Below are 24,064 nucleotides of genomic sequence, written 5' to 3'. Positions count from 1 at the left end.
CCGGCAGCCGCCGACAAATCCTCGACCAGCGTCGCCTCAAGGCTCGCGGTATCGGCAAACGGCGTCTGATTCAGGGAGTTGAGGTACAGTTTGAACGACTTCGACTCGATGATGTTCGGCGAATCCGCCGGAATGCTGAATTCGCCGATCGCCACCACCGGCTTGCCCGAAGGCAGCAACCAGGACAGTTCGAAGCAGTTCCAGAAGTCCACGCCTTTATACGGCAGGGTTTCAGCCGTCAGGCCCAGTTCCGCCCACTTCGCGGTGCGCGGGATCGGGAACAGCAAGGACGGCGTGTAGGTGGCGATGTATTCGCTGGACTTGCCCAGCGGCGAGTGTTCGGCTGCGGGATGCATGGCGGAAACCTGACTGAAGAATCAGCGGATTCTATCAGCCTTTGCTCCCGCCTTTGAGTGCTTACTGACTGACAGTCAGTTTGCCGACCATGCCGGCCTGGTAATGACCGGGGATGTTGCAGGCAAACTCAAGGCTGGTGGCCTTGCTGAAGGTCCAGGTCAGCTCGGCGGTCTTGCCCGGCTCCACCAGTACGCTGTTCGGGTCGTCATGCTTCATGCCATGGTCCATTTTGCCGTGATCCATGCCGGCCATGTTGCCGTGGTCCATTGCCTTCATGCCGGTGGGCGTCAGCATGCCGCTCTGTTGCATCTGCAACATTTCCTGCTGGTGTTTGGCATGCATCGCCGCATCACCCAGATTGAACTCATGCAACAACTGGCCTTTATTGACCAGCACGAAGCGCACGGTTTCCCCGGCCTTGATGTCGAGGGACTTCGGCGTGAAGGACATATCACCCATGACCACCTCGACACTGCGGGTCGCCTTGGCCGCCGGGGCCGGTTGGCCGAAATCGTAGGTCTGCCCGGCGTCCGCCCACACCGGTGAACTCAGCGCCAGCAAACACAGGATTGGCGCCACGGATTTGCGTAAAAACATCGTCATACTCCAACAAGATAAGGCTCAGCATGGGCAAAACTCTAAACTGCTGCCACTGCCCGCAACCTGACAGCCAGATTACAACTTTGTCAGGTTGCCCTGTAAGAACGCTGCCCACGGTATAAAGCGTTCGTTCCATTTGCCATGAGTCGCCCATGAAACTGCTGATCGTCGAAGACCAACCGAAAACCGGCCATTACCTGCGCCAGGGCCTGGCCGAGGCCGGATTCAACACGGAACTGGTGGCCGACGGCAACACCGGTCAGCAATTGGCCCTCAGCGGCGAATATGCCCTGCTGATTCTCGATGTGATGCTGCCCGGTCGTGATGGCTGGCAGATTCTTCAAGCGGTGCGCAGTGCCGGCCTGGACACGCCGGTACTTTTTCTGACCGCCCGTGACGCCGTGGAGGACAGGGTTCATGGCCTCGAACTGGGCGCCGACGATTATCTGGTCAAGCCGTTTGCCTTCTCCGAACTGCTGGCCCGGGTCCGCAGCCTGTTGCGTCGCGGCAGTGCCACGCCTCAGGAGACCAGCTTGCAACTGGCCGATTTGCGCCTGGACCTGATCCGTCGCCGGGTCGAACGCAGCGGGCAGCGTATCGACCTGACCGCCAAGGAATTCGCCCTGCTGGAAATGCTCTTGCGCCGCCAGGGCGAAGTCTTGCCCAAGTCGCTGATTGCGTCCCAGGTCTGGGACATGAATTTCGACAGCGACACCAATGTCATCGAGGTGGCGATCCGTCGTCTGCGCCTGAAGATCGACGATGAATTCCCCAACAAGCTGATCCATACCGTGCGCGGCATGGGCTACGTCCTTGAAGAGCGCCCCGCCTGATGCGCCGTCTGTCCTTGAGCAGCCGCCTGGCGCTGCTGTTTGCCGCGTGCACCGCCGTGGTGTCGTTGTTCGCCGGGGTGCTGTTCAGCCGCGCCAGTGAGGCACACTTCGTTGAGCTTGACCAGCAACTGCTGGACGGCAAGCTGATTGGCCTGCGCCGGGCCCTGCACGACGTTCAGTCGAGCGACAGCGAAGTGAAACTGGCCGAGGAATTGAGCCGGCAGGCTGATCTGTCCCTGCGAATCACCGGCAGCGACGGCCAGCGCAGGTATGACAGCTCGACGAACATTCCGCAGGCATTGCCGCGTCAGCCCGGATTGTCGACGGTTAGCCATGAAGGCACGGACTACCGAGTCCTGAATGCGCCACTTTTCCCTGACAAACCCGACTCACCGCAATTGACCTTGCTGCTGGACATCACCCACCACCAGCACTTTCTGCAACGCATGCAGCATCTGATCTGGCTGACCGTCGGCCTGTCAGCCCTGGCCACCGCGTTGCTTGGCGCCTGGGCGGCACGCAGCGGCTTGCGTCCGTTGCGGCGGATCAGTGCGGTGGCCAGCGGTGTTTCCGCGCAATCGCTGAACTCGCGGCTGCCTGAAGAAAACATGCCGCCGGAACTGGCGGAAATGGCCCACAACTTCAACGCCATGCTCGGACGCCTCGACGACTCGTTTCAGCGTCTGTCCGCGTTCTCCGCCGACATCGCCCATGAACTGCGCACGCCATTGTCGAACCTGCTGACCCACACCCAGGTCACCCTCACCCGCCCTCGCCCCATCGAGGACTACCGCGAAGCCCTGCACAGCAACCTCGAAGAACTGCAATGGATGGCACAACTGGTCAACGACATGCTCTATCTGGCCAAGGCTGATCATGGATTGTTGATCCCCAAACGCGAGCCATTGGAGCTGGGACAGGAAGCGGATCTGTTACTGGAGTTTTTTGCGCCGCTGGCGGAAGACGCGCGGGTCAAGCTCACCCGCGAAGGGTCTGGCCGCCTGGAAGGTGACCGCAGCATGTTGCGGCGGGCCCTATCCAACCTACTGGACAACGCGCTGCGCTTCACCCCGGCCGAGGGCAAGGTGCAGGTCACGATTGACGAGCAACCCAATGGCCTGAGCCTGCAAGTGGAGAACTCGGGAGACGGCATTGATCCGCAACTGCTGCCGCGTTTGTTTGACCGTTTTTACCGGGCCGACCCGGCACGCCGCGAAGGCAGCAGTGAACATGCGGGATTGGGATTGGCGATCACCCGGTCGATCATCCGCGCCCACGGCGGGCAGATTCGTTGCGAATCGGAGAACGGATTGACGCGGTTTGTGATTGAGTTGCCTAGGGGGGATTGAGGCCAGTAGTACCGGCCCCTTCGCGGGCAAGCCCACTCCCACAGTGTTTTGTGGCGTTCACATAATCTGTGTACGACGCAGATCCCTGTGGGAGCGAGCTTGCTCGCGATGGCGGTGTTACTGGTTACGAATACCGCAACGCATGAGCCGGCTCGATCTTCGCCGCCCGCCATGCCGGGTAAACCGTGGCCAGGAAGCTCAAGACAAAGCCCGCCGTGCAGATCAGCGCCACATCCGCGCCTTGCAGCTCGGACGGCAGGTTGCTGACGAAATACACGTCGGAACTGAAGATGTGCTGCCCACTGACCCGCTCGATCCAGCCCACCATCTCGCTGACGTTCAACGCGGCAATCACCCCCAACACACCGCCAATCAAGGTGCCGACAATCCCGATCACCGTGCCCTGCACCATGAAGATCGCCATGATCTGCCGTGGCGTGGCGCCGATGGTGCGCAGGATCGCGATGTCCGCGCCCTTGTCGTTCACCACCATGATCAGGGTCGCGATGATGTTGAACGCGGCCACCGCGACGATCATCAGCAACAGCAGGCCGATCATGGTTTTTTCCATTTTCATCGCACTGAACAGGCTGCCCTGGGTGTGGGTCCAGTCGTCAGCCTTGTAGGCGGCGCCCAGCCCCGTGGCGATGTCGCTCGACACTTGCGGCGCGGCATACAGGTCCTTCACCGCCAGGCGCACGCTCTGCACCTGATTCGGCTCCCAGTGTTGCATCTGCGCGGCATCGGCCATGTGGATCAGCGCCATGGTGCCGTCCAGTTCGGCGCCGACCTTGAACACGCCGACCACATTCAGCCGTTGCATGCGTGGGGTAATGCCACCCGGTGCGTTGCTGACTTCCGGCACGATCAGGGTGATCTTGTCACCGACGTTCAAGCGGAAACGGCGTGCCGTGATCTCGCCGATCACCACGCCGAATTCGCCCGGCTTCAGGGCTTCGAGGCTTCCCTGAACGATGTGTTTGGCGACGATCGACACCTGGCCTTCCAGCGCCGGGTCGACCCCGCTGACCTGGATGGGCTGCATCGTGCCCTTGTAGGACAGCATGCCCTCCATCTCGGTGAACGGCACCGCCGCCGTCACTTCCGGGTTTTTCATCGCCGCCGCTGCCACGGGCTTCCAGTCATCAATCGGATTGACGCCGACGATGGTGGCATGCGGCACCATGCCGAGGATGCGCGAGCTCATTTCGCGCTGGAAGCCGTTCATCACCGACAGCACCACGATCATTGCCAGCACGCCGAGGGCGAGGCCGATCATCGACGTCATCGAGATGAAGGATACAAAGCGATTGCGGCGCTTGGCGCGGGTATAGCGCGTGCCGATAAAGATCGATAACGGTCTGAACATTCGCTGGGGCACCGTATGGAAATAAAAGACCCGACGCCTTTTCAGACATCGGGTTTCAGCCAATCAGATAGGAGTGAGACAGCCTTCCTGCAGGTGCAGGACACGATCCATCTGGCGGGCCAGGTTCATGTCGTGGGTCACCACCAGGAACGCCGTGCGCATCGAGGTGCTGAGCTCCAGCATCAAGTCCTGGATCCCCTGGGCAGTGTGAGAATCGAGGTTGCCGGTCGGCTCGTCGAGCATCACCAGGCCCGGTGTGTTCACCAGGGCGCGGGCGATGGCCACGCGCTGACGCTCACCGCCGGACAATTCGGCCGGTTTGTGTTCCAGGCGATGGCCCAACCCTACCCGCTCCAGCAACGCCGTGGCACGCTGGCGCGCTTCCGGGATCGCAGTCTTGCCGATCAGCAGCGGCATGCAGACGTTTTCCAGGGCGGTGAATTCCGGCAACAGATGGTGGAACTGGTACACGAAGCCAAGGGCTCGGTTACGCAGCAGGCCGCGCTTCTTCTCGCTCAGCGCCGACAGTTCTTCACCGTCGAGCCAGACGCTGCCCTTGGTCGGTGTATCGAGGCCGCCCAGCAGATTGAGCAAGGTACTTTTGCCCGAGCCGGACTTGCCGACAATCGCCACACGTTCTCCCGGGTGCAACTCCAGTTGCAGGCCGGCCAACACTTCCACCGATTCCGGGCCTTCCTCGTAGGACTTGCCCAGGCTGCGGCAGCTCAAGATTGCTTTATCACTCATGCCCGACTCACTCATAACGTAGCGCCTCCGCAGGCTGGGTGCGCGCGGCACGCCAGGCTGGATACAGGGTGGCGAGGAAACTCAGGACCAACGCCGCAGAGCAGACCATCACGACGTCCTGGCTCTGCACTTGCGAGGGCAGGTAATCGATGAAGTACACGTCGGCGTTGAGAAACTTGTGCCCGATCAAGCCTTCGAGGGCCGAGATCGCGGCGCTGACATTCAGAGCGGCGAAGATGCCGACCACAGCGCCGATCGCGGTACCGACCACGCCAATCACCGTACCCTGCACCATGAACGTGCGCATGATCGTGCCCGGCGTGGCGCCCAGTGTGCGCAGGATCGCGATGTCGCCCTTCTTGTCGTTCACCACCATCACCAGCGTGGAAATGATGTTGAACGCAGCGACCGCGACGATCAGCAGCAGCAACAGGCCGATCATGGCTTTTTCCATGCGGATCGCCTGGTACAGGTTACCGTGGGTGCGGGTCCAGTCGCGGGCGTAGAAACGGTCTTCGCCGAGATCGCGGGCGATGCTCCACGCGGTGCGCGGTGCCTGGAACAGGTCGTCGAACTTCAGGCGCAGGCCCTGGACCTGATCCGGTTTCCAGCGGTGCAGCCGGGCCAGATCCTGCAGGTTGGTGACACCCAGATAGCCGTCGAGCTCGCCGGCGCCGACATGAAAGATGCCGACCACGGTAAAGCGCTTCATGCGCGGGAACATCCCGGCCGGGGTCACGGTGACTTCCGGAGCGACGAAGGTCAGCTTGTCGCCGATCGCGGCACCGAGCTTGGCCGCGGCCTTGTCACCGATGACGATGCCGAATTCACCCGGCACCAGGTCGTCGAGTTTGCCCTGGGTCATGAAGTGATCAATGATCGACACCTGACGCTCTTGCGCCGGGTCGATGGCATTGAGCAGGACTTTCGAGACCTTGCCGTTGTTGGTCAGCAACCCCTGCATTTGCGTGAACGGCGCAACGGCCGTTACCTGTGGGTTCTGCTTGACCTTGGCCGCCAGGCTTTGCCAATCGCTGATCGGCTCGCCGGACTCGATGGTCGCGTGGGGCACCATGCCCAGCACGCGGGTGCGCATCTCATGATCAAAGCCGTTCATCACCGACAGCACCACGATCATCACGACCACGCCAAGGGCGAGCCCGATCATCGAAGTCAGGGAAATGAATGACACAAAATGATTGCGACGCTTTGCACGGGTGTAACGCGTGCCGATAAATACGAAGAGAGGTCTGAACATGTCGGGGCTTGTTCGGAGGGAAAAGGAACGTCCTTGTGGCGGGGGTCGATAACCAGCTTTACACTCAGACCACCGCCGCTACCATGGGTTCGCCATGTCGACATTAGATGAAGAAGATCGCCGCGAATACTACCGTATCGAGGACACGATCGCACTGGAAATTCGGCCCCTGTCCGCTCCCGAAGCCGCAGGCCATGAAGTGTTGCAGGATGCTTCCCCGCTCTTCAACCTACTCAGCGAACTGCACCTGAGCGAATTCGAGTCGCAACACCTGTTGCGCCAGATCAGCGAACGCGACCGCACGACCGCCGCATTCCTCAAATCCCAGAACAAACGCATCGATTTGCTGAGTCAGGTCGTCGCCCTGACAGTGCTCGGGCAGATCGGCGCACCGCAGCCGGTGATCATCTCCGAAGGCGGTATCGACTTTCAGCACCCAACGCCCATTGCCGCCAGCGCACGCCTGTCGGTCAAGCTGGTGCTGATGCCGCAAGCCCTGGGCCTGCTGTTGCGCGCTCGTGTCACCCATTGCGAGCGCAAGGGCGATAGGTATGACGTCGGCACCGAGTTCGAACACCTGACCGACGCCCAGCGCCAACTGTTGGCCCGCCACATCTTGCAAAAGCAGGCCCAGGAACGACGCCAGGCCCGCGAACAACTCGAATCAGGCAATTAATTTAAGGAAGAACCGTGACCCTCATCTACGGCCATCGCGGCGCCAAGGGCGAAGCACCGGAAAACACCCTGACCAGCTTCCAGGAATGTCTCAAGCACGGCGTGCGTCGCTGCGAACTGGACCTGCACCTGTCCATGGACGGCGAGTTGATGGTCATCCACGACCCGACCCTCAAGCGCACCACCGACCGTCGCGGCAAAGTCGTCGAACACACGGCGGCCGAGCTTGTGACTTACGACGCGCGCAGGGGTGGCCCGGGCTGGATCAAGCCATGCCCGATTCCGACGCTGGAAGAACTGTTCGAGAAGTGCGACTTCGATCACTGGCAACTGGAAGTCAAAAGCGCATCACGGATGCGTGCCGCGACCACGGTGCTGGCGATTCGTGAAATGGTCCAGCGTCATGGCCTGATGGACAAGGTGACCATTACGTCGAGTTCACGGGAAGTATTGAAGGCCGCGCTGGAATTGGTGCCGGACGTATCCCGCGGACTGGTGGCCGAGTACGCCTGGCTCGACCCGCTGAAGGTCGCGGCCAGCTATGGCTGTGAGATTCTGTCGCTGAACTGGACCCTGTGCACGCCGGAACGCCTGCAAAGGGCACAGCGTCAGGGGCTGCATGTGTCGGTGTGGACCGTCAACGAGCCTGCGCTGATGCGCAGACTCGCCGACTTCGGCGTTGACAGCCTGATTACAGACTTTCCCGGTTTGGCCACCGCCACGCTCGAGAATTGCTGAAATCGGTCTCCCCGGCCGGCTCAGGCCACCGGCCGGAGCCGCTCAAAAAAGCCGGTTGAGGCCGTCGTACGCCGCTACCCGATAGGCTTCGGCCATGGTCGGGTAGTTGAACGTGGTGTTGACGAAGTACTTCAGCGTGTTCAGTTCGCCCGGCTGGTTCATGATCGCCTGACCGATGTGCACGATCTCCGATGCCTGATAACCGAAGCAATGAACGCCCAGCACCTCCAGGGTTTCACGGTGGAACAGGATCTTCAGCATGCCTTGCGGCTCACCGGCGATCTGCGCCCGCGCCATGCTCTTGAAGAACGCCTTGCCCACTTCATACGGCACCTTGGCCTGGGTCAGCTCCTGCTCGTTCTTGCCAATCGAGCTGATCTCCGGAATGGTGTAGATGCCGGTCGGCACGTCATTCACGAAACGCCAGCTACCGTTATCCACGATGCTGCCAGCGGCCGAACGGCCCTGGTCGTGGGCGGCACTGGCCAGGCTCGGCCAGCCGATCACGTCACCGGCACCGTAGATGTTCGGCACGCAGGTGCGGTATGCCTCGTCGACTTCGATCTGGCCACGGCTGTTGACCTTCACGCCGATGTTTTCCAGACCCAACTGATCGGTGTTGCCGGTACGGCCGTTGCACCAGAGCAAGGCGTCGGCCTTGATCTTCTTGCCGGACTTGAGGTGCAGGATCACGCCGTTGTCCACGCCTTCGACGCGGTCGTAGTCTTCGTTATGGCGAACCGTGATGTTGTTGTTGCTGAAGTGATAACTCAGGGCCTGGGAGATTTCCGAGTCGAGGAAGCTCAGCAGTTGACCACGGTTGTCCACCAGCTCGACCAGTACACCCAGACCACTGAAGATCGAGGCGTACTCGCAACCGATCACGCCGGCGCCATAAACGATGAGTTTGCGCGGGGTGTGGCCGAGGCTGAGGATGGTGTCGCTATCGTAGATACGCGGGTGATGGAAATCGATGTCCGCCGGGCGATAAGGACGCGATCCGGTAGCAATGATGATGTGCTTGGCCACCAGTTTTTCGACCACGCCATTGGCGCAGACCACTTCGATGGTTTGCTCGTCGGCGAAGCTGCCAGTGCCGAAGAACACGTCGACGCGGTTACGGGCGTAGTAGCCGGTACGCGAAGCGACTTGTTTGGAGATGACTTTCTCGGCGCTTTTCAACACGTCCGGGAACGAAAACCAGCGCGGCTCACCAATGGCCCGGAACATCGGGTTGGTGTTGAATTGCATGATCTGCCGCACCGAGTGACGCAGTGCCTTGGACGGGATGGTGCCCAAGTGAGTGCAGTTGCCGCCGACCTGGCGACGGCTATCGACCATCGCCACCTTGCGCCCTGCCTTGGCGGCGTTCATTGCCGCGCCTTCCCCCGCCGGGCCGGAACCCAACACCACCACGTCGTAGTTGTAGACAGCCATGCGTACTCCTCAGAACAGGCCGCGGCACCCTCGGCACCTGCGGCTAAATCACACCAATGCGTGGCATGAAGGAACAATTTGGGGCCAGTGCAGAACCCGGACACAGTCTATAGAAGCGTCAACGCCGCGCACATTAACCCTTGGTCGCGTCGTAGGCTACTTTTGCCTGCACTGGAACGCCAGTTTTCAATGCTCAAATTGCCGCAATCACTCGGTTTTTTTGCCACTGAGGCGTTCAAAAGCGTGACTGCTGCGTGTGACGAAACCTGTTTCGGCGCGAATCACAAAAAATGCACCGATATCGTGTTTTTCTGCGTAGTCCCAACCACGTTCCGGACCGAGAATCAGCAACAGCGTCGATAAGCCATCGGCCATCAACGCTGAAGGATGAATCACTGTGACTGACGCCAGTGTGTGTGAGACCGGAGAACCGGTCCGCGCATCGAAGGTGTGGGAAAAGCGCTGGCCATCCTGCTCGAAATAATTCCGGTAGTCGCCGGAAGTGGACAGGCCATAGCCGTCGACAACAATGACGCGCTCGGCCACCTGTCGGTCATCCCGCGGCTCTTCCAGTGCAATGCGCCATGGCGAACCGTCAGCCTTCTTGCCGGACGCCTTGAGCTCGCCCGTGGCCTCGGCGAGGTAGTCATGGATGCCCATCGCCTCGAGCCTTGCGGCAATCGTGTCCACCGCATAACCGGCGGCGATGCTGTTGAAGTCGACCTCGACGGCGGCGTCCTTGCACAACTTGTCGCCATCGATATGCAGGTGTTCGTGACCGACGCGCTTGCGGACTTCGGCAAGCGCGTCGGTGGTCGGGACTTTTTCCTCGCGGGCCTGCGGACCAAATCCCCAGAGGTTCAGCAACGGCTCCACCGTCAGATCGTAGGAGCCTTCACTTTGCACTGACAGCCGCTCGCCTACGCGGACCAATTCGAGGATCGACGCCGGCATTGCCTGACAGCGGTTGGCCGGCAATGCATTAAAGCGCTCGATGTCCGAGTCGCTACGGTAGGTCGACATTTGCCGGTCGACGTCAGCGAGGATCTGCTCAACCTGGACGCGGACTTCGTCCGGCGCCGGAAGGCCGGCATGGTGCACATACTTGATCGAATAAGTGCTGCCCATGGTCGGGCCGCCGAAGGTTTCCAGAGTGTCGCTGTTGCCGCAACCTGATAGTGCGCCGAGCAGCAAAAACACCGCTCCCTGCCACCTGATCAACAATTCCCGAGCTCCCCCAAAAACATCCCCTGACACGCCGCCAAGGCCAGCCATTATGCGATAGAAATGTGGGAGCGAGCTTGCTCGCGATGAGGCCAGCACAGGCAACATATCCCTACTGACAAACGCACAAACAAAAACGCCCCGACCAGGGTCGGGGCGTTTTCATTTGCAGCTAAGGCTTAGCGCGGGAATGCTGGCGGGTTTACACCGGCCATGTCTTCCATCACGCGAACCACCTGGCAGCTGTAACCGAACTCGTTGTCGTACCAAACGTACAGAACAACGCGGTTATCCTGGGTGATGGTCGCTTCAGCGTCCACTACGCCTGCGTGGCGCGAACCAACGAAGTCGGTGGAAACCACTTCCTGGGAGCTCACGTAGTCGATCTGCTTGTGCAGATCCGAGTGCATGGCCATCTGGCGCAGGTACTCGTTGATCTCTTCGCGAGTGGTGGCCTTTTCCAGGTTCAGGTTCAGGATCGCCATCGACACGTTCGGCGTAGGAACGCGAATCGCGTTGCCGGTCAGCTTGCCCTTGAGCACTGGCAGCGCCTTGGCGGCTGCGGTGGCGGCACCGGTCTCGGTGATTACCATGTTCAGCGGCGCGGCGCGGCCACGACGGCTGCCCTTGTGGAAGTTGTCGATCAGGTTCTGGTCGTTGGTGAACGAGTGAACGGTTTCGACGTGGCCGTTGACGATGCCGTACTTGTCGTTGACTGCCTTGAGCACCGGCACGATGGCGTTGGTGGTGCAGGAAGCCGCCGAAATGATCTTGTCGTCAGGGCTGATGTCGCCATGGTTGATGCCGTGCACGATGTTCTTCAGCGCTCCCTTGCCAGGTGCGGTGAGGATCACGCGGGCAGCGCCCGGGCAGGCCAGGTGCTGGCCCAGACCGTCAGCGTCACGCCATACACCGGTGTTGTCGACGATCAGAGCGTTTTCGATGCCGTACTGGGTGTAGTCGACTTCGGCCGGGCTCTTGGCGTAGATAACCTGGATCAGGTTGCCGTTGGCGGTGATGGTGTTGTTGGCTTCATCGATGGTGATGGTGCCATCGAACGGGCCATGGACCGAGTCGCGGCGCAGCAGGCTGGCACGTTTGACCAGGTCGTTCTCGGCGCCCTTGCGGACAACGATGGCGCGCAGACGCAGCCCGTCGCCACCACCGGTTTTCTCGATCAGGATGCGCGCCAGCAGACGGCCGATGCGACCGAAGCCGTACAGGACAACGTCGGTGCCTTTGCGGGCGGATGCGTTTTGCTGGCCAACCACTTCAGCCAGTTCTTCACGGACGAACTGCTCGGCAGTACGGCCATTGCCTTCGGCCTTGAACTTGGCCGCCAGCTTGCCCAGGTCCACCGAAGCGGCACCGAGCTTGAGCTCGCTCATCGCCTTGATCAGCGGGAATGTTTCGTGGACGGACAGCTCGCTTTCGTCGGACTGACGGTGACGAGCAAAGCGGTGAGCTTTGAGAATCGCAATGACTGAACGATTGATCAGGCTGCGGCCATAGATCGAGCTCACCACGTTGTTATTGCGGTAAAGCTGACCGATAAGCGGAATCATCGCTTCTGCGAGTGCTTCACGGTCGATCCATTCACCAAGACACTGGTCGGGCTTCTGAGTCACGGGAACCTTCCACATGTAGGGGCAGAAAAAAGGGGCTACATTATGCCGCCGAGTGACAGCCGTAGCAATGCGCGCCCGTCGTGCTTTACGTAACAAATCGTCGTTCAAAAAAATTACGCCTCGCGCCAGCCCAATAAAACCGGGGCTTTCAGCGCAGTCAATTTTTTGGAGGTAACGCCTCCTTGTCCGTAACCCTCCGTAACACTCGTTGTATTTGCCACTACATATTCAGTAATTTCAGGTAAAAAACCGCCGAATCTTGTCTTTACCACTACATTTCGCCAAACCGGCGCTTTAGACACAGTCAGCAACTGACAGGCGGCATCGTAGACCGCTACAATTACCGACTTTGTCGCAACGCTTGGAGCTCAACCTTCCGTGCCCGTTCTGCGTCTACCGCTTCTCCCTGCCGCGGCAGGTAAACAGCACTGGGGCAACCTGCCCGGTGCCGCCCTGTGCCTGGCCATCGCCGAGGCCGCCAGCACTGCCAAGCGCTTTACCCTGCTGCTGACCGCCGACAGCCAAAGTGCCGAACGGCTGGAACAGGAGCTGGGTTTCTTCGCCCCGGATTTGCCTGTATTGCACTTTCCCGACTGGGAAACCCTGCCCTACGATCTGTTCTCGCCGCACCAGGACATCATTTCCCAGCGCATCGCCAGCCTGTACCGGCTGCCAGAATTGAGCCATGGCGTGCTGGTGGTGCCGATCACGACCGCCCTGCATCGCCTCGCGCCGACCAAATTCCTGCTCGGCAGCAGCCTGGTGCTGGATATCGGCCAGAAGCTCGACGTCGAGCAAATGCGCACCCGGCTCGAAGCCACGGGCTATCGCTACGTCGACACGGTGTATGAACACGGCGAATTCACTGTTCGCGGCTCGCTGATCGATCTGTTCCCGATGGGCAGCAAGCTGCCGTATCGCATCGACCTGTTCGACGATGAAATCGAAACCCTGCGCACCTTCGACCCGGAGAACCAGCGTTCCATCGACAAAGTCGACTCGGTCAAGCTGTTGCCGGCCAGGGAATTCCCGCTGCAAAAAGAAGCGGTCACCCGTTTCAAGGCACGCTTCCGCGAGCGTTTTGACGTCGACTTCCGCCGCTGCCCGATTTTCCAGGACTTGAGCAGCGGGATTACGCCGGCCGGCATCGAGTACTACCTGCCGCTGTTCTTCGATGAAACCTCGACGCTGTTCGATTACCTGCCCCAGGACACGCAAGTGTTTTCCCTGCCAGGCATCGAGCAAGCCGCGGAAAATTTCTGGAACGACGTGCGCAATCGTTATGAAGAACGCCGCGTCGACCCGTCCCGCCCTTTATTACCGCCCGCCGAGCTGTTCCTGCCGGTGGAAGACTGCTTCGCGCGCCTGAAGAACTGGCCGCGGGTGGTGGCCAGTCAACAGGACGTGGAAAGCGGTAGCGGTCGCGAGCGCTTCCCCGCTCGGGAGCTGCCGAACCTGGCCATCGAAGCCAAGGCCACTCAACCTATGGCCGCGCTGGCCGAATTCCTCGACCAGTTCCCCGGTCGCGTGCTGTTCACCGCCGAATCCGCAGGCCGCCGCGAAGTGCTGCTGGAGCTGCTGGAACGCCTTAAGCTGCGACCGAAAACCGTCGACAGCTGGCCGGACTTTGTCGCCGGCAAGGAACGCCTGGCGATCACCATCGCCCCGCTCGACGAAGGCTTGCTGCTCGACGACCCGGCCCTGGCCCTCGTCGCCGAAAGCCCGCTGTTCGGCCAGCGCGTGATGCAGCGTCGTCGCCGTGAAAAGCGCGCCGATGCCAACAACGATGCCGTCATCAAGAACCTCACCGAGCTGCGCGAAGGTGCGCCGGTGGTGCACATCGACCATGGCGTCGGCCGCTACCTGGGCCTGGCGACCCTGGAAATCGACAGCCAGACCGCTGAATTCCTCGCCCTGGAATACGCCGAAGGCGCCAAGCTTTATGTGCCGGTGGCCAACCTGCACCTGATCGCCCGCTACACCGGCAGCGACGATGCCCTGGCCCCGCTGCACCGCCTCGGCTCCGAGACCTGGCAGAAAGCCAAGCGCAAAGCCGCCGAACAGGTGCGTGACGTGGCCGCCGAGTTGCTCGACATCTATGCTCGTCGCGCCGCCCGTGAAGGTTACGCATTCGCCGATCCGAAGGCCGACTACGCCACCTTCAGCGCCGGCTTCCCGTTCGAAGAAACACCCGACCAGCAAACCACCATCGAAGCGGTGCGCGAAGACATGCTTGCGCCCAAGCCGATGGATCGCCTGGTGTGCGGCGACGTCGGCTTCGGCAAGACCGAAGTGGCGATGCGCGCCGCGTTCATTGCCGTGCACGGCGGTCGCCAGGTGGCGATCCTGGTGCCAACCACCCTGCTCGCCCAGCAGCACTACAACAGCTTCCGCGACCGTTTCGCCGACTGGCCAGTGACCGTGGAAGTGATGAGCCGTTTCAAGTCGGCCAAGGAAGTGAATGCGGCGGTCGCGGACCTGGCCGAAGGCAAGATCGACATCGTCATCGGCACGCACAAGCTGCTGCAGGACGACGTGAAGATCAAAAACCTCGGGCTGGTGATCATCGACGAGGAACACCGTTTCGGTGTGCGCCAGAAAGAACAGCTCAAGGCCCTGCGCAGCGAAGTCGACATCCTGACCCTGACCGCCACGCCGATTCCGCGCACGCTGAACATGGCGGTGTCGGGCATGCGCGACCTGTCGATCATCGCCACGCCGCCGGCCCGTCGCCTGTCGGTACGCACCTTCGTCATGGAGCAGAACAAGAGCACGGTCAAAGAGGCCTTGTTGCGTGAGCTGCTGCGTGGCGGCCAGGTCTATTACCTGCACAACGACGTGAAGACCATCGAGAAATGCGCCGCCGACCTCGCCGAACTGGTACCGGAAGCACGGATCGGCATCGGTCACGGGCAGATGCGCGAACGTGAACTCGAACAGGTGATGAGCGACTTCTACCACAAGCGCTTCAACGTGCTGATCGCCTCGACCATCATCGAGACCGGCATCGACGTACCGAGCGCCAACACCATTATCATCGAGCGCGCCGACAAATTCGGCCTGGCACAGCTGCACCAGCTGCGCGGCCGGGTCGGACGCAGCCACCACCAGGCCTACGCCTACCTGCTGACGCCACCGCGCCAGCAAATCACCCCGGACGCGGAAAAGCGCCTGGAAGCGATTGCCAACACCCAGGACCTCGGCGCAGGCTTCGTGCTTGCCACCAACGACCTGGAAATCCGTGGCGCCGGCGAACTGCTCGGTGACGGTCAGAGCGGGCAGATCCAGGCCGTCGGTTTCACGCTGTACATGGAAATGCTCGAGCGCGCGGTGAAGTCGATCCGCAAGGGCGAGCAGCCGAACCTCGATCAACCGCTCGGCGGCGGTCCGGAAGTCAACTTGCGCGTACCGGCGTTGATCCCTGAGGACTACCTGCCGGATGTCCATGCCCGCCTGATTCTCTACAAGCGCATTGCCTCGGCCACCGACGAGGACGGCCTCAAGGATTTGCAGGTGGAGATGATCGACCGTTTCGGCCTGTTGCCGGAGCCGACCAAGAACCTGATCCGCATCACCGCATTGAAATTGCAGGCCGAGCAACTGGGCATCAAGAAAGTCGATGGCGGTCCGCAAGGCGGTCGCGTCGAGTTCGCCGCACAGACGCCGGTCGACCCGCTGACCCTGATCAAACTGATCCAGAGCCAGCCAAAACGCTACAAATTCGAAGGCGCCACGATGTTCAAGTTCATGGTTCCGATGGAGCGCCCGGAAGAGCGCTTTAATACTATAGAGGCGCTGTTTGAGCGCCTCGTTCCGAAAACTGCTTGAAGGACGCCGCATGCGCCTGTTTCGCTCACTGACCTTGCTGTCCCTGCTGATGCCAGCGCTGGTTGCACCCACGGCATTTGCCGATGACCTGTATCAGGTCGAAATGATTCTGGTCCGTCAAAACGCCGTGCCGGCGATTGTCAGCCGCGCCGCGCCGGAAGACTGGGCGGCAGGCGCCCAACCCGTCAGCCCCGACAGCCTGCGTACGCCAAGCCTGAATGGCGAGGTGGAAAAACTCACCAGCAGCGCCGACTACACAGTGCTGCTGCACAAGGCCTGGCAACAGACTCTCGGCGAAAACGCCAGCAAAGTGGCGATCAGCGACGGCAAGGAACAGTATGGTCAGTTCCCGATCGAGGGCACGCTGAACATGAAACTGGGACGCTTTACCGACGTCGACGCCGATTTCTGGGTCAATCAGATCGATGCCAATGGCATGGTGACCGCCAGCGAGCGCCTGAAACAGGAAAGCCACACCAAGAATGGCCAGTTGAACTTCCTCGACAACGGCCACCTCGGCCTGCTGATCAAGATCACCTCGCTGACCGCCCCTGCGCCTAGGCCAGTCCCCGATGAAATTCCGGACTGATTGACCTCCTTATGTCCGCGACCCTGAGCAAACCCCTGGCACCTTCCTGGGTCAGCCGATTCAAGGAACAGAGCCTGGAGCGAGGCCGCCGTTACGCGCTGGAGAATCGTGTCAGGATCGTTGAAGCCGGCGACGCCACGATCATCGCCGCTTGCGAAGGCTCTGGCAGTAACGTTTACCGCCAGACCATTCGCCTGCGCGAGTCAGCCAAGGGCACGCTGCTGATGGTCGACGCCACCTGCTCCTGCCCGGTCCACAACAACTGCAAACATTGCGCAGCGGTGCTCCTGCAAGTGCAGGAAACCCTCGACTACCCCGCCGCCGCCAAAGACGCCGAACTCCTGGAAAAACTCCAGGCAGTCCTGGAAAACCGCAGCCCGAAAGCCCCGCCGCAAGTGCTGGTGGACAATGTGCAGCCCGTCCCGCGACTGTGGCTGGCCAGCATCGAGTTCAGCGCGTTCGAACCGCGCAACGGCCGAATGCAACGGTACATTCAGCATCGCGCGGCGCTGTCTTTCAGTTACCTGGACGAGTACGTTTCAGGACAGAAAAACGCCGACATCCTGATTCGTCAGGAATCCCAGACGCTGCGGATAAAACGCCACCCGGAAGTGGAACAGTCCTACCGGGAACAGTTGCGAATCCTCGGTTTCAAAGTCGCTACCCGGCAAAGCAAGGCCCTGCCGGAAAGTGCCGGCGAGCTGTTCGAGATGGTCAATGACAGCGCCTGGCTGACCTTTACCCTCAATGAACTGCCGAAGCTGCGCACCCAAGGCTGGGAATTGCAGATCGACGAGGACTTCGGTTTCGACCTGACAGCGGTAGACGACTGGTACGCCACGGTCGAACAGGCACCGGAGCGCGACTGGTTCGACCTGGAACTGGGGATCATCGTCAACGGCGAACGCCTGAGCCTGTTGCCGATCCTGCTCAACCTGATGCGCTCCCACACCGAAATCCTCAACCCGGAACGCCTGGCCCGACGACGCGACGACGAGTTGATCCTGGTCAACATCCCCAATCGCCCGAACTCCGAGCACGGCCCGCTGCAAGTCGCCCTGCCCTTCGGCCGCTTGAAACCGGTGCTGGCCACCCTCGGCGAGTTCTACCTGCAGGAGCCCGGCGACACCACGCTGCGCCTGAGCAAGGCCGATGCCACGCGCCTGAACCCGCTGGAAGACATGCCACTGCTCTGGGAGGGTGGAGAACAGATCCGCACCTTTGCCCAGCGCCTGCGCGACATCAAGGACCACACGGCCACCGCCCCGGAAGGTTTGAATGCGACGCTGCGTCCGTATCAGCTCGAAGGCTTGAGCTGGATGCAGTCGTTGCGGCAACTGGAAGTGGGTGGAATTCTGGCGGACGACATGGGCCTGGGCAAAACCCTGCAGACACTGGCGCACGTTCTGAGCGAGAAAAACGCCGGCCGCCTCGATCGGCCGTGCATGGTCGTGATGCCGACCAGCCTGATCCCCAACTGGCTCGACGAAGCAGCGCACTTTACGCCGCAGCTCAAGGTACTGGCGCTATACGGTGCCAGTCGCAAAAAACACTTCGACAAGCTGGCCGACTACGATCTGATCCTGACCACCTATGCGCTGCTACCCAAGGATGTCGAGCGCCTGGCGGCGCAGCCCTTGCACATACTGGTGCTGGATGAAGCGCAATACATCAAGAACCCCGGCAGCAAGGCCGCCCAGGCTGCCCGCGAGCTCAATGCCCGGCAGCGCCTGTGCCTGAGCGGCACACCGCTGGAAAACCATCTCGGTGAATTGTGGTCGCTGTTTCACTTCCTCTTGCCCGGCTGGCTGGGCGACGTCAAAAGCTTCAACCGCGATTACCGCGTGCCGATTGAAAAACGCACCAGCGAGGTCAGGCTTCAGCACCTCAACGGCCGGATCAAGCCTTTCCTGTTGCGCCGCACCAAGGAACAGGTGGCCACCGAGCTGCCGCCGAAAACCGAAATCATCCACTGGGTCGAGCTCAACGAGGCCCAACGCGATGTGTACGAAACCATGCGCCTGGCCATGGACAAGAAAGTCCGCGACGAGATCACCCGCAAAGGCGTAGCCCGCAGCCAGATCATCATTCTGGAAGCACTGCTCAAGCTGCGTCAGGTGTGCTGCGATTTGCGCCTGGTCAACGAGGCCACCCTGCCAACTCGCGGCAGCACGTCAGGCAAGCTCGACAGCCTGATGGAAATGCTCGAAGAACTGTTCGAGGAGGGTCGGCGGATCCTGCTGTTCTCGCAGTTCACTTCAATGCTGTCGCTGATCGAAGACGAACTGAACAAACGCGGCGTGGCCTACGCCCTGCTGACCGGCCAGACCCGCGACCGCCGCACACCGGTGAAGGAATTCCAGAGCGGCAAGCGTCAGATTTTTCTGATCAGCCTGAAAGCCGGTGGCGTTGGCCTGAACCTGACCGAAGCAGACACGGTGATTCATTACGACCCGTGGTGGAACCCGGCGACGGAAAACCAGGCGACCGACCGGGCGTATCGCATTGGTCAGGAGAAGCCGGTATTTGTCTACAAGCTGATTGCTCGCGGCACGGTAGAAGAGAAGATCCAGCACCTGCAGAAGGAAAAATCCGATCTCGCGGCAGGCGTGCTGGATGGGCGCAAGGCCGGGGACTGGAAACTGCAGAGCGATGATATCGAGGCGTTGTTTGCGCCGCTGCCGGAAAATCTCGAAAAACGCTGATATCTGCGGCGTCTATTCGATCGTCATCGCGAGCAAGCTCGCTCCCACAGGTTCGGTGGCGTTCGTAGAATTTGCGTTCGACGCGGTCACTGTGGGAGCGAGCTTGCTCGCGATGAAGTCAACTCGGTATCCAGTGGGACTCAGCCCTTGAGCACCCGCGCCAGCGTCGATTTCACCTTGCCCATGCCGTCATGCAACGCCTGCTCGATCTCGGCCATAGTAATCACCGCCGTCGACTTGCCCGCCGCCGGGTTCACCACCAGCGCCAGACAGGCGTAATCCAGTTCCAGCTCGCGGGCCAGGGCCGCTTCCGGCATGCCGGTCATGCCGACGATGTCGCAACCATCGCGCTCCAGCCGGGCGATTTCAGCAACCGTTTCCAGCCGTGGTCCCTGGGTGCACGCATACACACCATGACTGCTATACCCCACACCTTCAGCCGCCAATGCCGCAATCAGTTGCTGGCGCAACGGTTCGCTGTAGGGGTAGCTGAAGTCGATATGGGTGACCTGCTCCAGGTCATCGGCAAAGTAAGTGTGCTCACGACCACTGGTGTAGTCGATCAACTGATGCGGCACGCAAAAATGCCCGGTGCCCATGGCAGCATGGATGCCGCCCACGGCGTTGACCGCCAGAATGGCTTGCGCCCCAGCCTGCTGCAGCGCCCAGAGATTGGCGCGGTAGTTGACCTGATGCGGCGGAAATCGATGCGGATGACCGTGACGTGCGAGGAACAGCACTTCCTTGCCGGCATACTCGCCGATCTGAACGTCGGCCGAAGGTGCGCCATAAGGCGTATCCACTGTCAGTGACTGACGAATGCTCAGGCCTTCGAGTTGAGTCAGGCCGGTACCACCGATAATCGCGTAAACCGTCATAACGAACAGTCCTTAATCAATCAATTGAGCTTCTTTGAGCGCGCCGACAGCGGTGAGCCAGCGCGGGTCCTGACGGTATTCGGTACTGGCAAACGACTGACCGCGCATCCGCGCAATCCGTTCGGAAGGCTTGACCCTCAGACGCTGGGCAGCGCTCAGGGCGAGCTCGGCGGCCGCACGGTCGTTGCACACAAGCCCCATGTCGCAACCGGCAGTCAGCGCCGCCTCTATTCGACTGGCGGCATCGCCGACCACGTGAGCGCCCGCCATGGACAGGTCATCGCTGAAAATCACCCCGTCGAATTGCAGTTCGCCACGCAAGATATCCTGCAACCAGCGACGGGAAAAACCGGCCGGCTGGGTGTCGACTTGCGGATAGATCACATGGGCCGGCATGACCGCGGCCAGTTGCTTGCTCAGTTTGGCAAACGGCACCAGGTCATTGGCGCGGATCTCGTCGAGGCTGCGTTCGTCGTTGGGAATCGCGACGTGGGAATCAGCCTCGGCCCAGCCATGACCAGGGAAATGCTTGCCGGTGGCCGCCATGCCTGCGCTGTTCATGCCGCGGATGAATGCACCCGCGAGCAAGGCAGCGCGCTCGGGATCACCTTCGAACGAACGGGTGCCGACCACGGCGCTGCGCTGGTAATCGAGGTCGAGCACCGGGGCGAAACTCAGGTCCAGGCCAACGGCCAACACTTCGGTCGCCATGATCCAGCCGCACTGCTCGGCCAGGTATTCGGCGTTCGGGTTGTCGGCAATGGCGCGCATGGCGGGCAAGCGCACGAAACCCTGCCGCAGGCGCTGCACGCGGCCACCCTCCTGGTCTACGGCCAACAGCAGATCAGGACGAATGGCGCGGATCGCGGCGCTGAGCTCACGTACTTGACGCGGGTGCTCGATGTTGCGGGCAAAGATGATCAAGCCACCCACTTCGGGCTGGCGCAACAATTGGCGATCTTCAGCCGTCAGCCAGGTACCGGCGACGTCCACCATCAACGAGCCTTGCAAGCCAGCAGTCATAGAATTTCCTTGATAACAGAAAACCCGGCCCACACGAATTCGCCGCCAGGCGCTGTGCCCGGCAGGTTGGCGATATCAATGGGAAACGGGTTCAGAACGAGAGTCGGCATGGGCGGCTAGCTTAGCGGATGTCAGCTGCCGCGCCCACCCGTGTGCGGTTAAACCTTGGCGGCAACCGGTGTCGATTTGCTACGCGGACGCAACTGGGCCGTGGCCATGGCCGTGTCGGTGACTCCGGATTCGGCACGCATGCCGGCGGCCAGGAACGGCACCATCAGACGCATGACCTGCTCGATCGAGGTGTTCACGCCGAAATCGGTTTCAGCAATCGCCCGCAAGGCCTTGATACCGGACATGCTGAACGCCGCCGCACCCAACATGAAATGCACGCGCCAGAACAGTTCGATGGGCGGAATACGCGGCGCCGCTTCGTTGACCAGCATCATGTAGCGGCGGAACACCTTGCCGTACATGTCTTCCAGATAACGACGCAAGTGCCCCTGGCTCTGACTGAACGCCAGTCCCAGCAAACGCATGAAGATAGACAGGTCGTTGCCACTGCGCGGCTGCACCACCAGTGCCTGCTCGACAAGGATTTCCAGCAACTCTTCGAGTGTCGGCTTGATGTCAGGCTTGGACTGACGCCGCTCCAGCTCTTTATCGAGGCTGATGCAGAACGGCCCGAGGAACCGCGAGAAAACCGCTTGAATCAACGCCTTCTTCGAACCGAAGTGATAGTTCACCGCCGCCAGGTTGACACCCGCCTTGCTGGTGATCAGACGCAACGAGGTTTCAGCGAAACCTTTTTCCGCGAACAATTGCTCGGCAGCATCAAGAATGCGTTCAACGGTTTCCGACTGGGCCATGGCTACTCCGCCTGACAAACACTTGTTTGAAACATACGTTTCAGCCTGTGCCTTGTCAAGCCTGGCAGTTCGTTTCGGGAATGGTCGGTCAGACATTTAACCACACAACGGCGAAGCTTCAATCCACTGACTGATTGACCGTCCGGCGGCGACTGAAAAATGGAGCATTGCCAAGACCGCCTCACTGTATATAATCCCAGTCACTGTATAAAAAAACAGAGCGATCAATATGCTAAAGCTGACGCCACGACAGGCAGAGATTCTGGCCTTCATCAAACGCTGCCTGGAAGACAACGGATATCCACCCACCCGTGCGGAAATCGCTCAGGAACTGGGTTTCAAGTCACCCAATGCGGCGGAAGAACACCTCAAGGCACTGGCCCGCAAGGGGGCGATCGAGATGACGCCTGGCGCCTCCCGTGGCATTCGTATCCCCGGCTTCGAAGCCAAGGCCGACGATTCCACCCTGCCGATCATTGGCCGGGTCGCCGCCGGCGCCCCGATTCTTGCGCAGCAACACATCGAAGAGTCCTGCAACATCAACCCTGCCTTCTTCCATCCGCGCGCCGACTACCTGCTGCGCGTCCATGGGATGAGCATGAAGGACATCGGCATTTTCGACGGCGACCTGCTGGCGGTCCACACCACCCGCGAAGCCCGTAACGGCCAGATCGTGGTGGCGCGAATCGGCGACGAAGTGACCGTCAAGCGTTTCAAGCGCGACGGCAGCAAAGTCTGGCTGATCGCCGAGAACCCCGAGTTCGCCCCTATTGAAGTGAACCTTCAAGATCAGGAACTGGTGATCGAAGGCTTGAGTGTCGGCGTCATTCGCCGCTAAAGGAGGCACCATGCAGTTCCCGCAGACATCACCACAGCAAACCCAACTGCCGTTGTTCGAAGCGTTCATGGCACAGCCATTGGCGCCGATTCTGAAAGACGTAGTCGAGTCCCCCTGGAGCGCCGAACCTGACGTTTTCAGCGAGCTGTCACTGCGTGGTGCAGCCGGGAACTGCCTGAGCCTTCTGGCACCGATCCTCAGGGAGTTGAGCCAGGACCAGGACGCACGCTGGCTGACACTGATCGCGCCGCCCGCCAGCCTGACTCAAGCCTGGCTGCGAGATGCCGGCCTCAACCGCGAACGCATTCTGTTGCTGCAACCGCGGGGTACCCAGAGTGCCCAGCAACTGACCTGCGAAGCTCTGCGCCTGGGTCGTAGCCACACGGTGGTCAGCTGGATCAATCCGTTGAGCCCCCAATCGCGGCAACAACTGATCAGCGCCGCCCGTACCGGGGACGCTCAGAGCCTGAATATTCGACTGGGTTAACCGGCAGACAAGACGCGTGCTTCACCGCGCAAGGCTTCTCCAGGGGCAGAGAAGCCGATGAGTAACAACATCAAGAAAAGCGACAGACGGGGGTCAATGAAGAACCCGCGCCCCCTCTTCCTTGTCGAATTCGCCTTCAACCAGGCGACCGGCCATCTGAACACCCACGCTCAACATCGCCTTGGCGACTTCCACGTGCTGCCCTTGCAGGAATGCCTTGGCGTCCTCGGAGAAATCCAAAGTAACCAGAGAACCTTCGTCCTCGGCCCTGCGCAGCTCGATACGGCCGTCTGGTAACTCGACAATTTCTAGAAAGGACGTTGGCATAAAGGACTGTTCTCCACGAAAGGCGGGGATTATATAGGCATCGCTCGGGCTTCGCTTGGGATCTTGACCAGATGTCATTACCCAGCGGCTTATGTCAGCACTCGTTCAACCCTTCACGAAACCGGATCGCCAATCCTTTCAGGTTCTGACGCCAACTCTCCAGCTCTTCCCGACTCAGCTCTTCCGGAGCCTCCTCTTCATCCAGATTGACAGCCTGAATCAGTGGCTGGGTCACGTCCCCTTTTGGCTTGTGGGGCGCGCGCGGCGGCTGAAACAACGCAGCATAGGCAGCCAACAGCTTGGCTAGC

20 protein-coding genes and 2 pseudogenes are annotated in these 24,064 nt (G+C 60.8%); 9 read left to right on the top strand and 13 right to left on the bottom strand.

The annotated features are described in order from the left end of the window. Together PMI29_RS23065 and copI are read right to left on the bottom strand one after the other, a co-directional pair. Window positions 1-356 (bottom strand): annotated as a pseudogene (locus PMI29_RS23065) (NADPH-dependent 7-cyano-7-deazaguanine reductase QueF); the annotation flags it as partial. A gap of 61 nt (window positions 357-417) precedes the next feature. Continuing rightward, window positions 418-954, bottom strand: a complete 537-nt coding sequence (gene copI, locus PMI29_RS23070; protein ID WP_007995298.1) for a copper-resistant cuproprotein CopI — start codon at window positions 952-954, stop codon at window positions 418-420. A gap of 155 nt (window positions 955-1,109) precedes the next feature. Between copI and PMI29_RS23075 the strand changes: the two genes are divergently transcribed. Beyond that, the gene (locus PMI29_RS23075) at window positions 1,110-1,790 is read left to right on the top strand and encodes a heavy metal response regulator transcription factor (RefSeq protein ID WP_007995297.1); all 681 of its coding nucleotides are present in this window, start codon (window positions 1,110-1,112) and stop codon (window positions 1,788-1,790) included. Then, window positions 1,790-3,139, top strand: a complete 1,350-nt coding sequence (locus tag PMI29_RS23080) for a heavy metal sensor histidine kinase (RefSeq protein ID WP_007995296.1) — start codon at window positions 1,790-1,792, stop codon at window positions 3,137-3,139. Before PMI29_RS23075 ends, PMI29_RS23080 begins: the two co-directional genes overlap by 1 nt. A 124-nt stretch (window positions 3,140-3,263) precedes the next feature. On the opposite strand, the gene PMI29_RS23085 is transcribed toward PMI29_RS23080, so the two are convergent. From PMI29_RS23085 to PMI29_RS23095, 3 genes are all read right to left on the bottom strand, one after another. Further along, window positions 3,264-4,508 carry a lipoprotein-releasing ABC transporter permease subunit gene (locus tag PMI29_RS23085; protein WP_007995295.1) on the bottom strand — a complete coding sequence of 415 codons (1,245 nt, stop codon included), beginning with the start codon at window positions 4,506-4,508 and terminating at the stop codon, window positions 3,264-3,266. A 63-nt stretch (window positions 4,509-4,571) separates the two neighbouring features. Beyond that, window positions 4,572-5,255, bottom strand: coding sequence for a lipoprotein-releasing ABC transporter ATP-binding protein LolD (lolD, locus tag PMI29_RS23090; RefSeq protein WP_177323267.1), 684 nt, complete (start codon window positions 5,253-5,255; stop codon window positions 4,572-4,574). Between the two features lie 7 nt (window positions 5,256-5,262). Next, complete coding sequence (locus PMI29_RS23095) at window positions 5,263-6,513, bottom strand: lipoprotein-releasing ABC transporter permease subunit (protein WP_007995293.1); 1,251 nt, start codon at window positions 6,511-6,513, stop codon at window positions 5,263-5,265. Between the two features lie 94 nt (window positions 6,514-6,607). On the opposite strand from PMI29_RS23095, the gene PMI29_RS23100 reads away from it, so the two are divergent. Both PMI29_RS23100 and PMI29_RS23105 read left to right on the top strand, forming a co-directional pair. Beyond that, the gene (locus tag PMI29_RS23100; RefSeq protein WP_007995292.1) at window positions 6,608-7,189 is read left to right on the top strand and encodes a PilZ domain-containing protein; all 582 of its coding nucleotides are present in this window, start codon (window positions 6,608-6,610) and stop codon (window positions 7,187-7,189) included. 14 nt (window positions 7,190-7,203) lie between these two features. Beyond that, entirely contained in the window at window positions 7,204-7,926 is a 723-nt protein-coding gene (locus tag PMI29_RS23105) for a glycerophosphodiester phosphodiesterase (RefSeq protein ID WP_007995291.1), read from the top strand. Window positions 7,927-7,968: 42 nt separating this feature from the next. Here PMI29_RS23105 and sthA read toward each other — a convergent pair whose 3' ends face one another. The 3 genes from sthA to PMI29_RS23120 all read right to left on the bottom strand — a co-directional run bounded on the left by sthA (window position 7,969) and on the right by PMI29_RS23120 (window position 12,230). Next, window positions 7,969-9,363 (bottom strand): Si-specific NAD(P)(+) transhydrogenase, encoded by a 1,395-nt coding sequence (gene sthA / locus PMI29_RS23110; RefSeq protein WP_007984277.1) that lies wholly within the window; start codon window positions 9,361-9,363, stop codon window positions 7,969-7,971. 207 nt (window positions 9,364-9,570) lie between these two features. Further along, window positions 9,571-10,587: an FAD:protein FMN transferase gene (locus tag PMI29_RS23115; protein ID WP_007995290.1), complete on the bottom strand. Its 1,017-nt coding sequence runs from the start codon at window positions 10,585-10,587 to the stop codon at window positions 9,571-9,573. A gap of 179 nt (window positions 10,588-10,766) precedes the next feature. Then, window positions 10,767-12,230 (bottom strand): glyceraldehyde-3-phosphate dehydrogenase, encoded by a 1,464-nt coding sequence (locus PMI29_RS23120; RefSeq protein ID WP_007995288.1) that lies wholly within the window; start codon window positions 12,228-12,230, stop codon window positions 10,767-10,769. A gap of 363 nt (window positions 12,231-12,593) precedes the next feature. Here PMI29_RS23120 and mfd point away from each other — a divergent pair, with 363 nt between their 5' ends. From mfd to PMI29_RS23135, 3 genes are read left to right on the top strand one after another with little or no spacing between them, the layout of a single operon-like run. After that, window positions 12,594-16,043, top strand: a complete 3,450-nt coding sequence (gene mfd, locus PMI29_RS23125; RefSeq protein WP_007995287.1) for a transcription-repair coupling factor — start codon at window positions 12,594-12,596, stop codon at window positions 16,041-16,043. Window positions 16,044-16,053: 10 nt separating this feature from the next. Then, on the top strand, window positions 16,054-16,632 hold the full coding sequence (locus PMI29_RS23130) for a CsiV family protein (RefSeq protein WP_007995284.1): 579 nt from the start codon (window positions 16,054-16,056) through the stop codon (window positions 16,630-16,632). An 11-nt stretch (window positions 16,633-16,643) separates the two neighbouring features. Next, window positions 16,644-19,337: a DEAD/DEAH box helicase gene (locus PMI29_RS23135; RefSeq protein ID WP_007995283.1), complete on the top strand. Its 2,694-nt coding sequence runs from the start codon at window positions 16,644-16,646 to the stop codon at window positions 19,335-19,337. Between the two features lie 140 nt (window positions 19,338-19,477). Here PMI29_RS23135 and PMI29_RS23140 read toward each other — a convergent pair whose 3' ends face one another. From PMI29_RS23140 to PMI29_RS23150, 3 genes are all read right to left on the bottom strand, one after another. After that, window positions 19,478-20,215: an S-methyl-5'-thioinosine phosphorylase gene (locus PMI29_RS23140; protein WP_007995281.1), complete on the bottom strand. Its 738-nt coding sequence runs from the start codon at window positions 20,213-20,215 to the stop codon at window positions 19,478-19,480. A gap of 12 nt (window positions 20,216-20,227) precedes the next feature. Further along, window positions 20,228-21,238, bottom strand: coding sequence for a beta-N-acetylhexosaminidase (gene nagZ / locus PMI29_RS23145; RefSeq protein ID WP_007995280.1), 1,011 nt, complete (start codon window positions 21,236-21,238; stop codon window positions 20,228-20,230). A 158-nt stretch (window positions 21,239-21,396) separates the two neighbouring features. After that, the gene (locus tag PMI29_RS23150) at window positions 21,397-22,104 is read right to left on the bottom strand and encodes a TetR/AcrR family transcriptional regulator (protein ID WP_007995279.1); all 708 of its coding nucleotides are present in this window, start codon (window positions 22,102-22,104) and stop codon (window positions 21,397-21,399) included. A 229-nt stretch (window positions 22,105-22,333) separates the two neighbouring features. On the opposite strand from PMI29_RS23150, the gene lexA reads away from it, so the two are divergent. Together lexA and sulA are read left to right on the top strand one after the other, a co-directional pair. Beyond that, window positions 22,334-22,942: a transcriptional repressor LexA gene (gene lexA / locus PMI29_RS23155; protein ID WP_007995278.1), complete on the top strand. Its 609-nt coding sequence runs from the start codon at window positions 22,334-22,336 to the stop codon at window positions 22,940-22,942. Between the two features lie 10 nt (window positions 22,943-22,952). After that, window positions 22,953-23,429 carry an SOS-induced cell division inhibitor SulA gene (gene sulA, locus PMI29_RS23160; protein WP_007991406.1) on the top strand — a complete coding sequence of 159 codons (477 nt, stop codon included), beginning with the start codon at window positions 22,953-22,955 and terminating at the stop codon, window positions 23,427-23,429. A gap of 93 nt (window positions 23,430-23,522) precedes the next feature. On the opposite strand, the gene PMI29_RS23165 is transcribed toward sulA, so the two are convergent. Both PMI29_RS23165 and PMI29_RS23170 read right to left on the bottom strand, forming a co-directional pair. After that, entirely contained in the window at window positions 23,523-23,756 is a 234-nt protein-coding gene (locus PMI29_RS23165; protein ID WP_007995277.1) for a hypothetical protein, read from the bottom strand. Between the two features lie 94 nt (window positions 23,757-23,850). Further along, window positions 23,851-24,064: pseudogene (locus PMI29_RS23170) on the bottom strand (DUF6586 family protein); the annotation flags it as partial.

The sequence above is a fragment of the Pseudomonas sp. GM49 genome, assembly GCF_000282355.1.
In the GTDB taxonomy this organism is placed as follows: domain Bacteria; phylum Pseudomonadota; class Gammaproteobacteria; order Pseudomonadales; family Pseudomonadaceae; genus Aquipseudomonas.
Note: the sequence above shows the minus strand (reverse complement) of the source record. Positions and strands in the feature narration are given on the sequence as shown.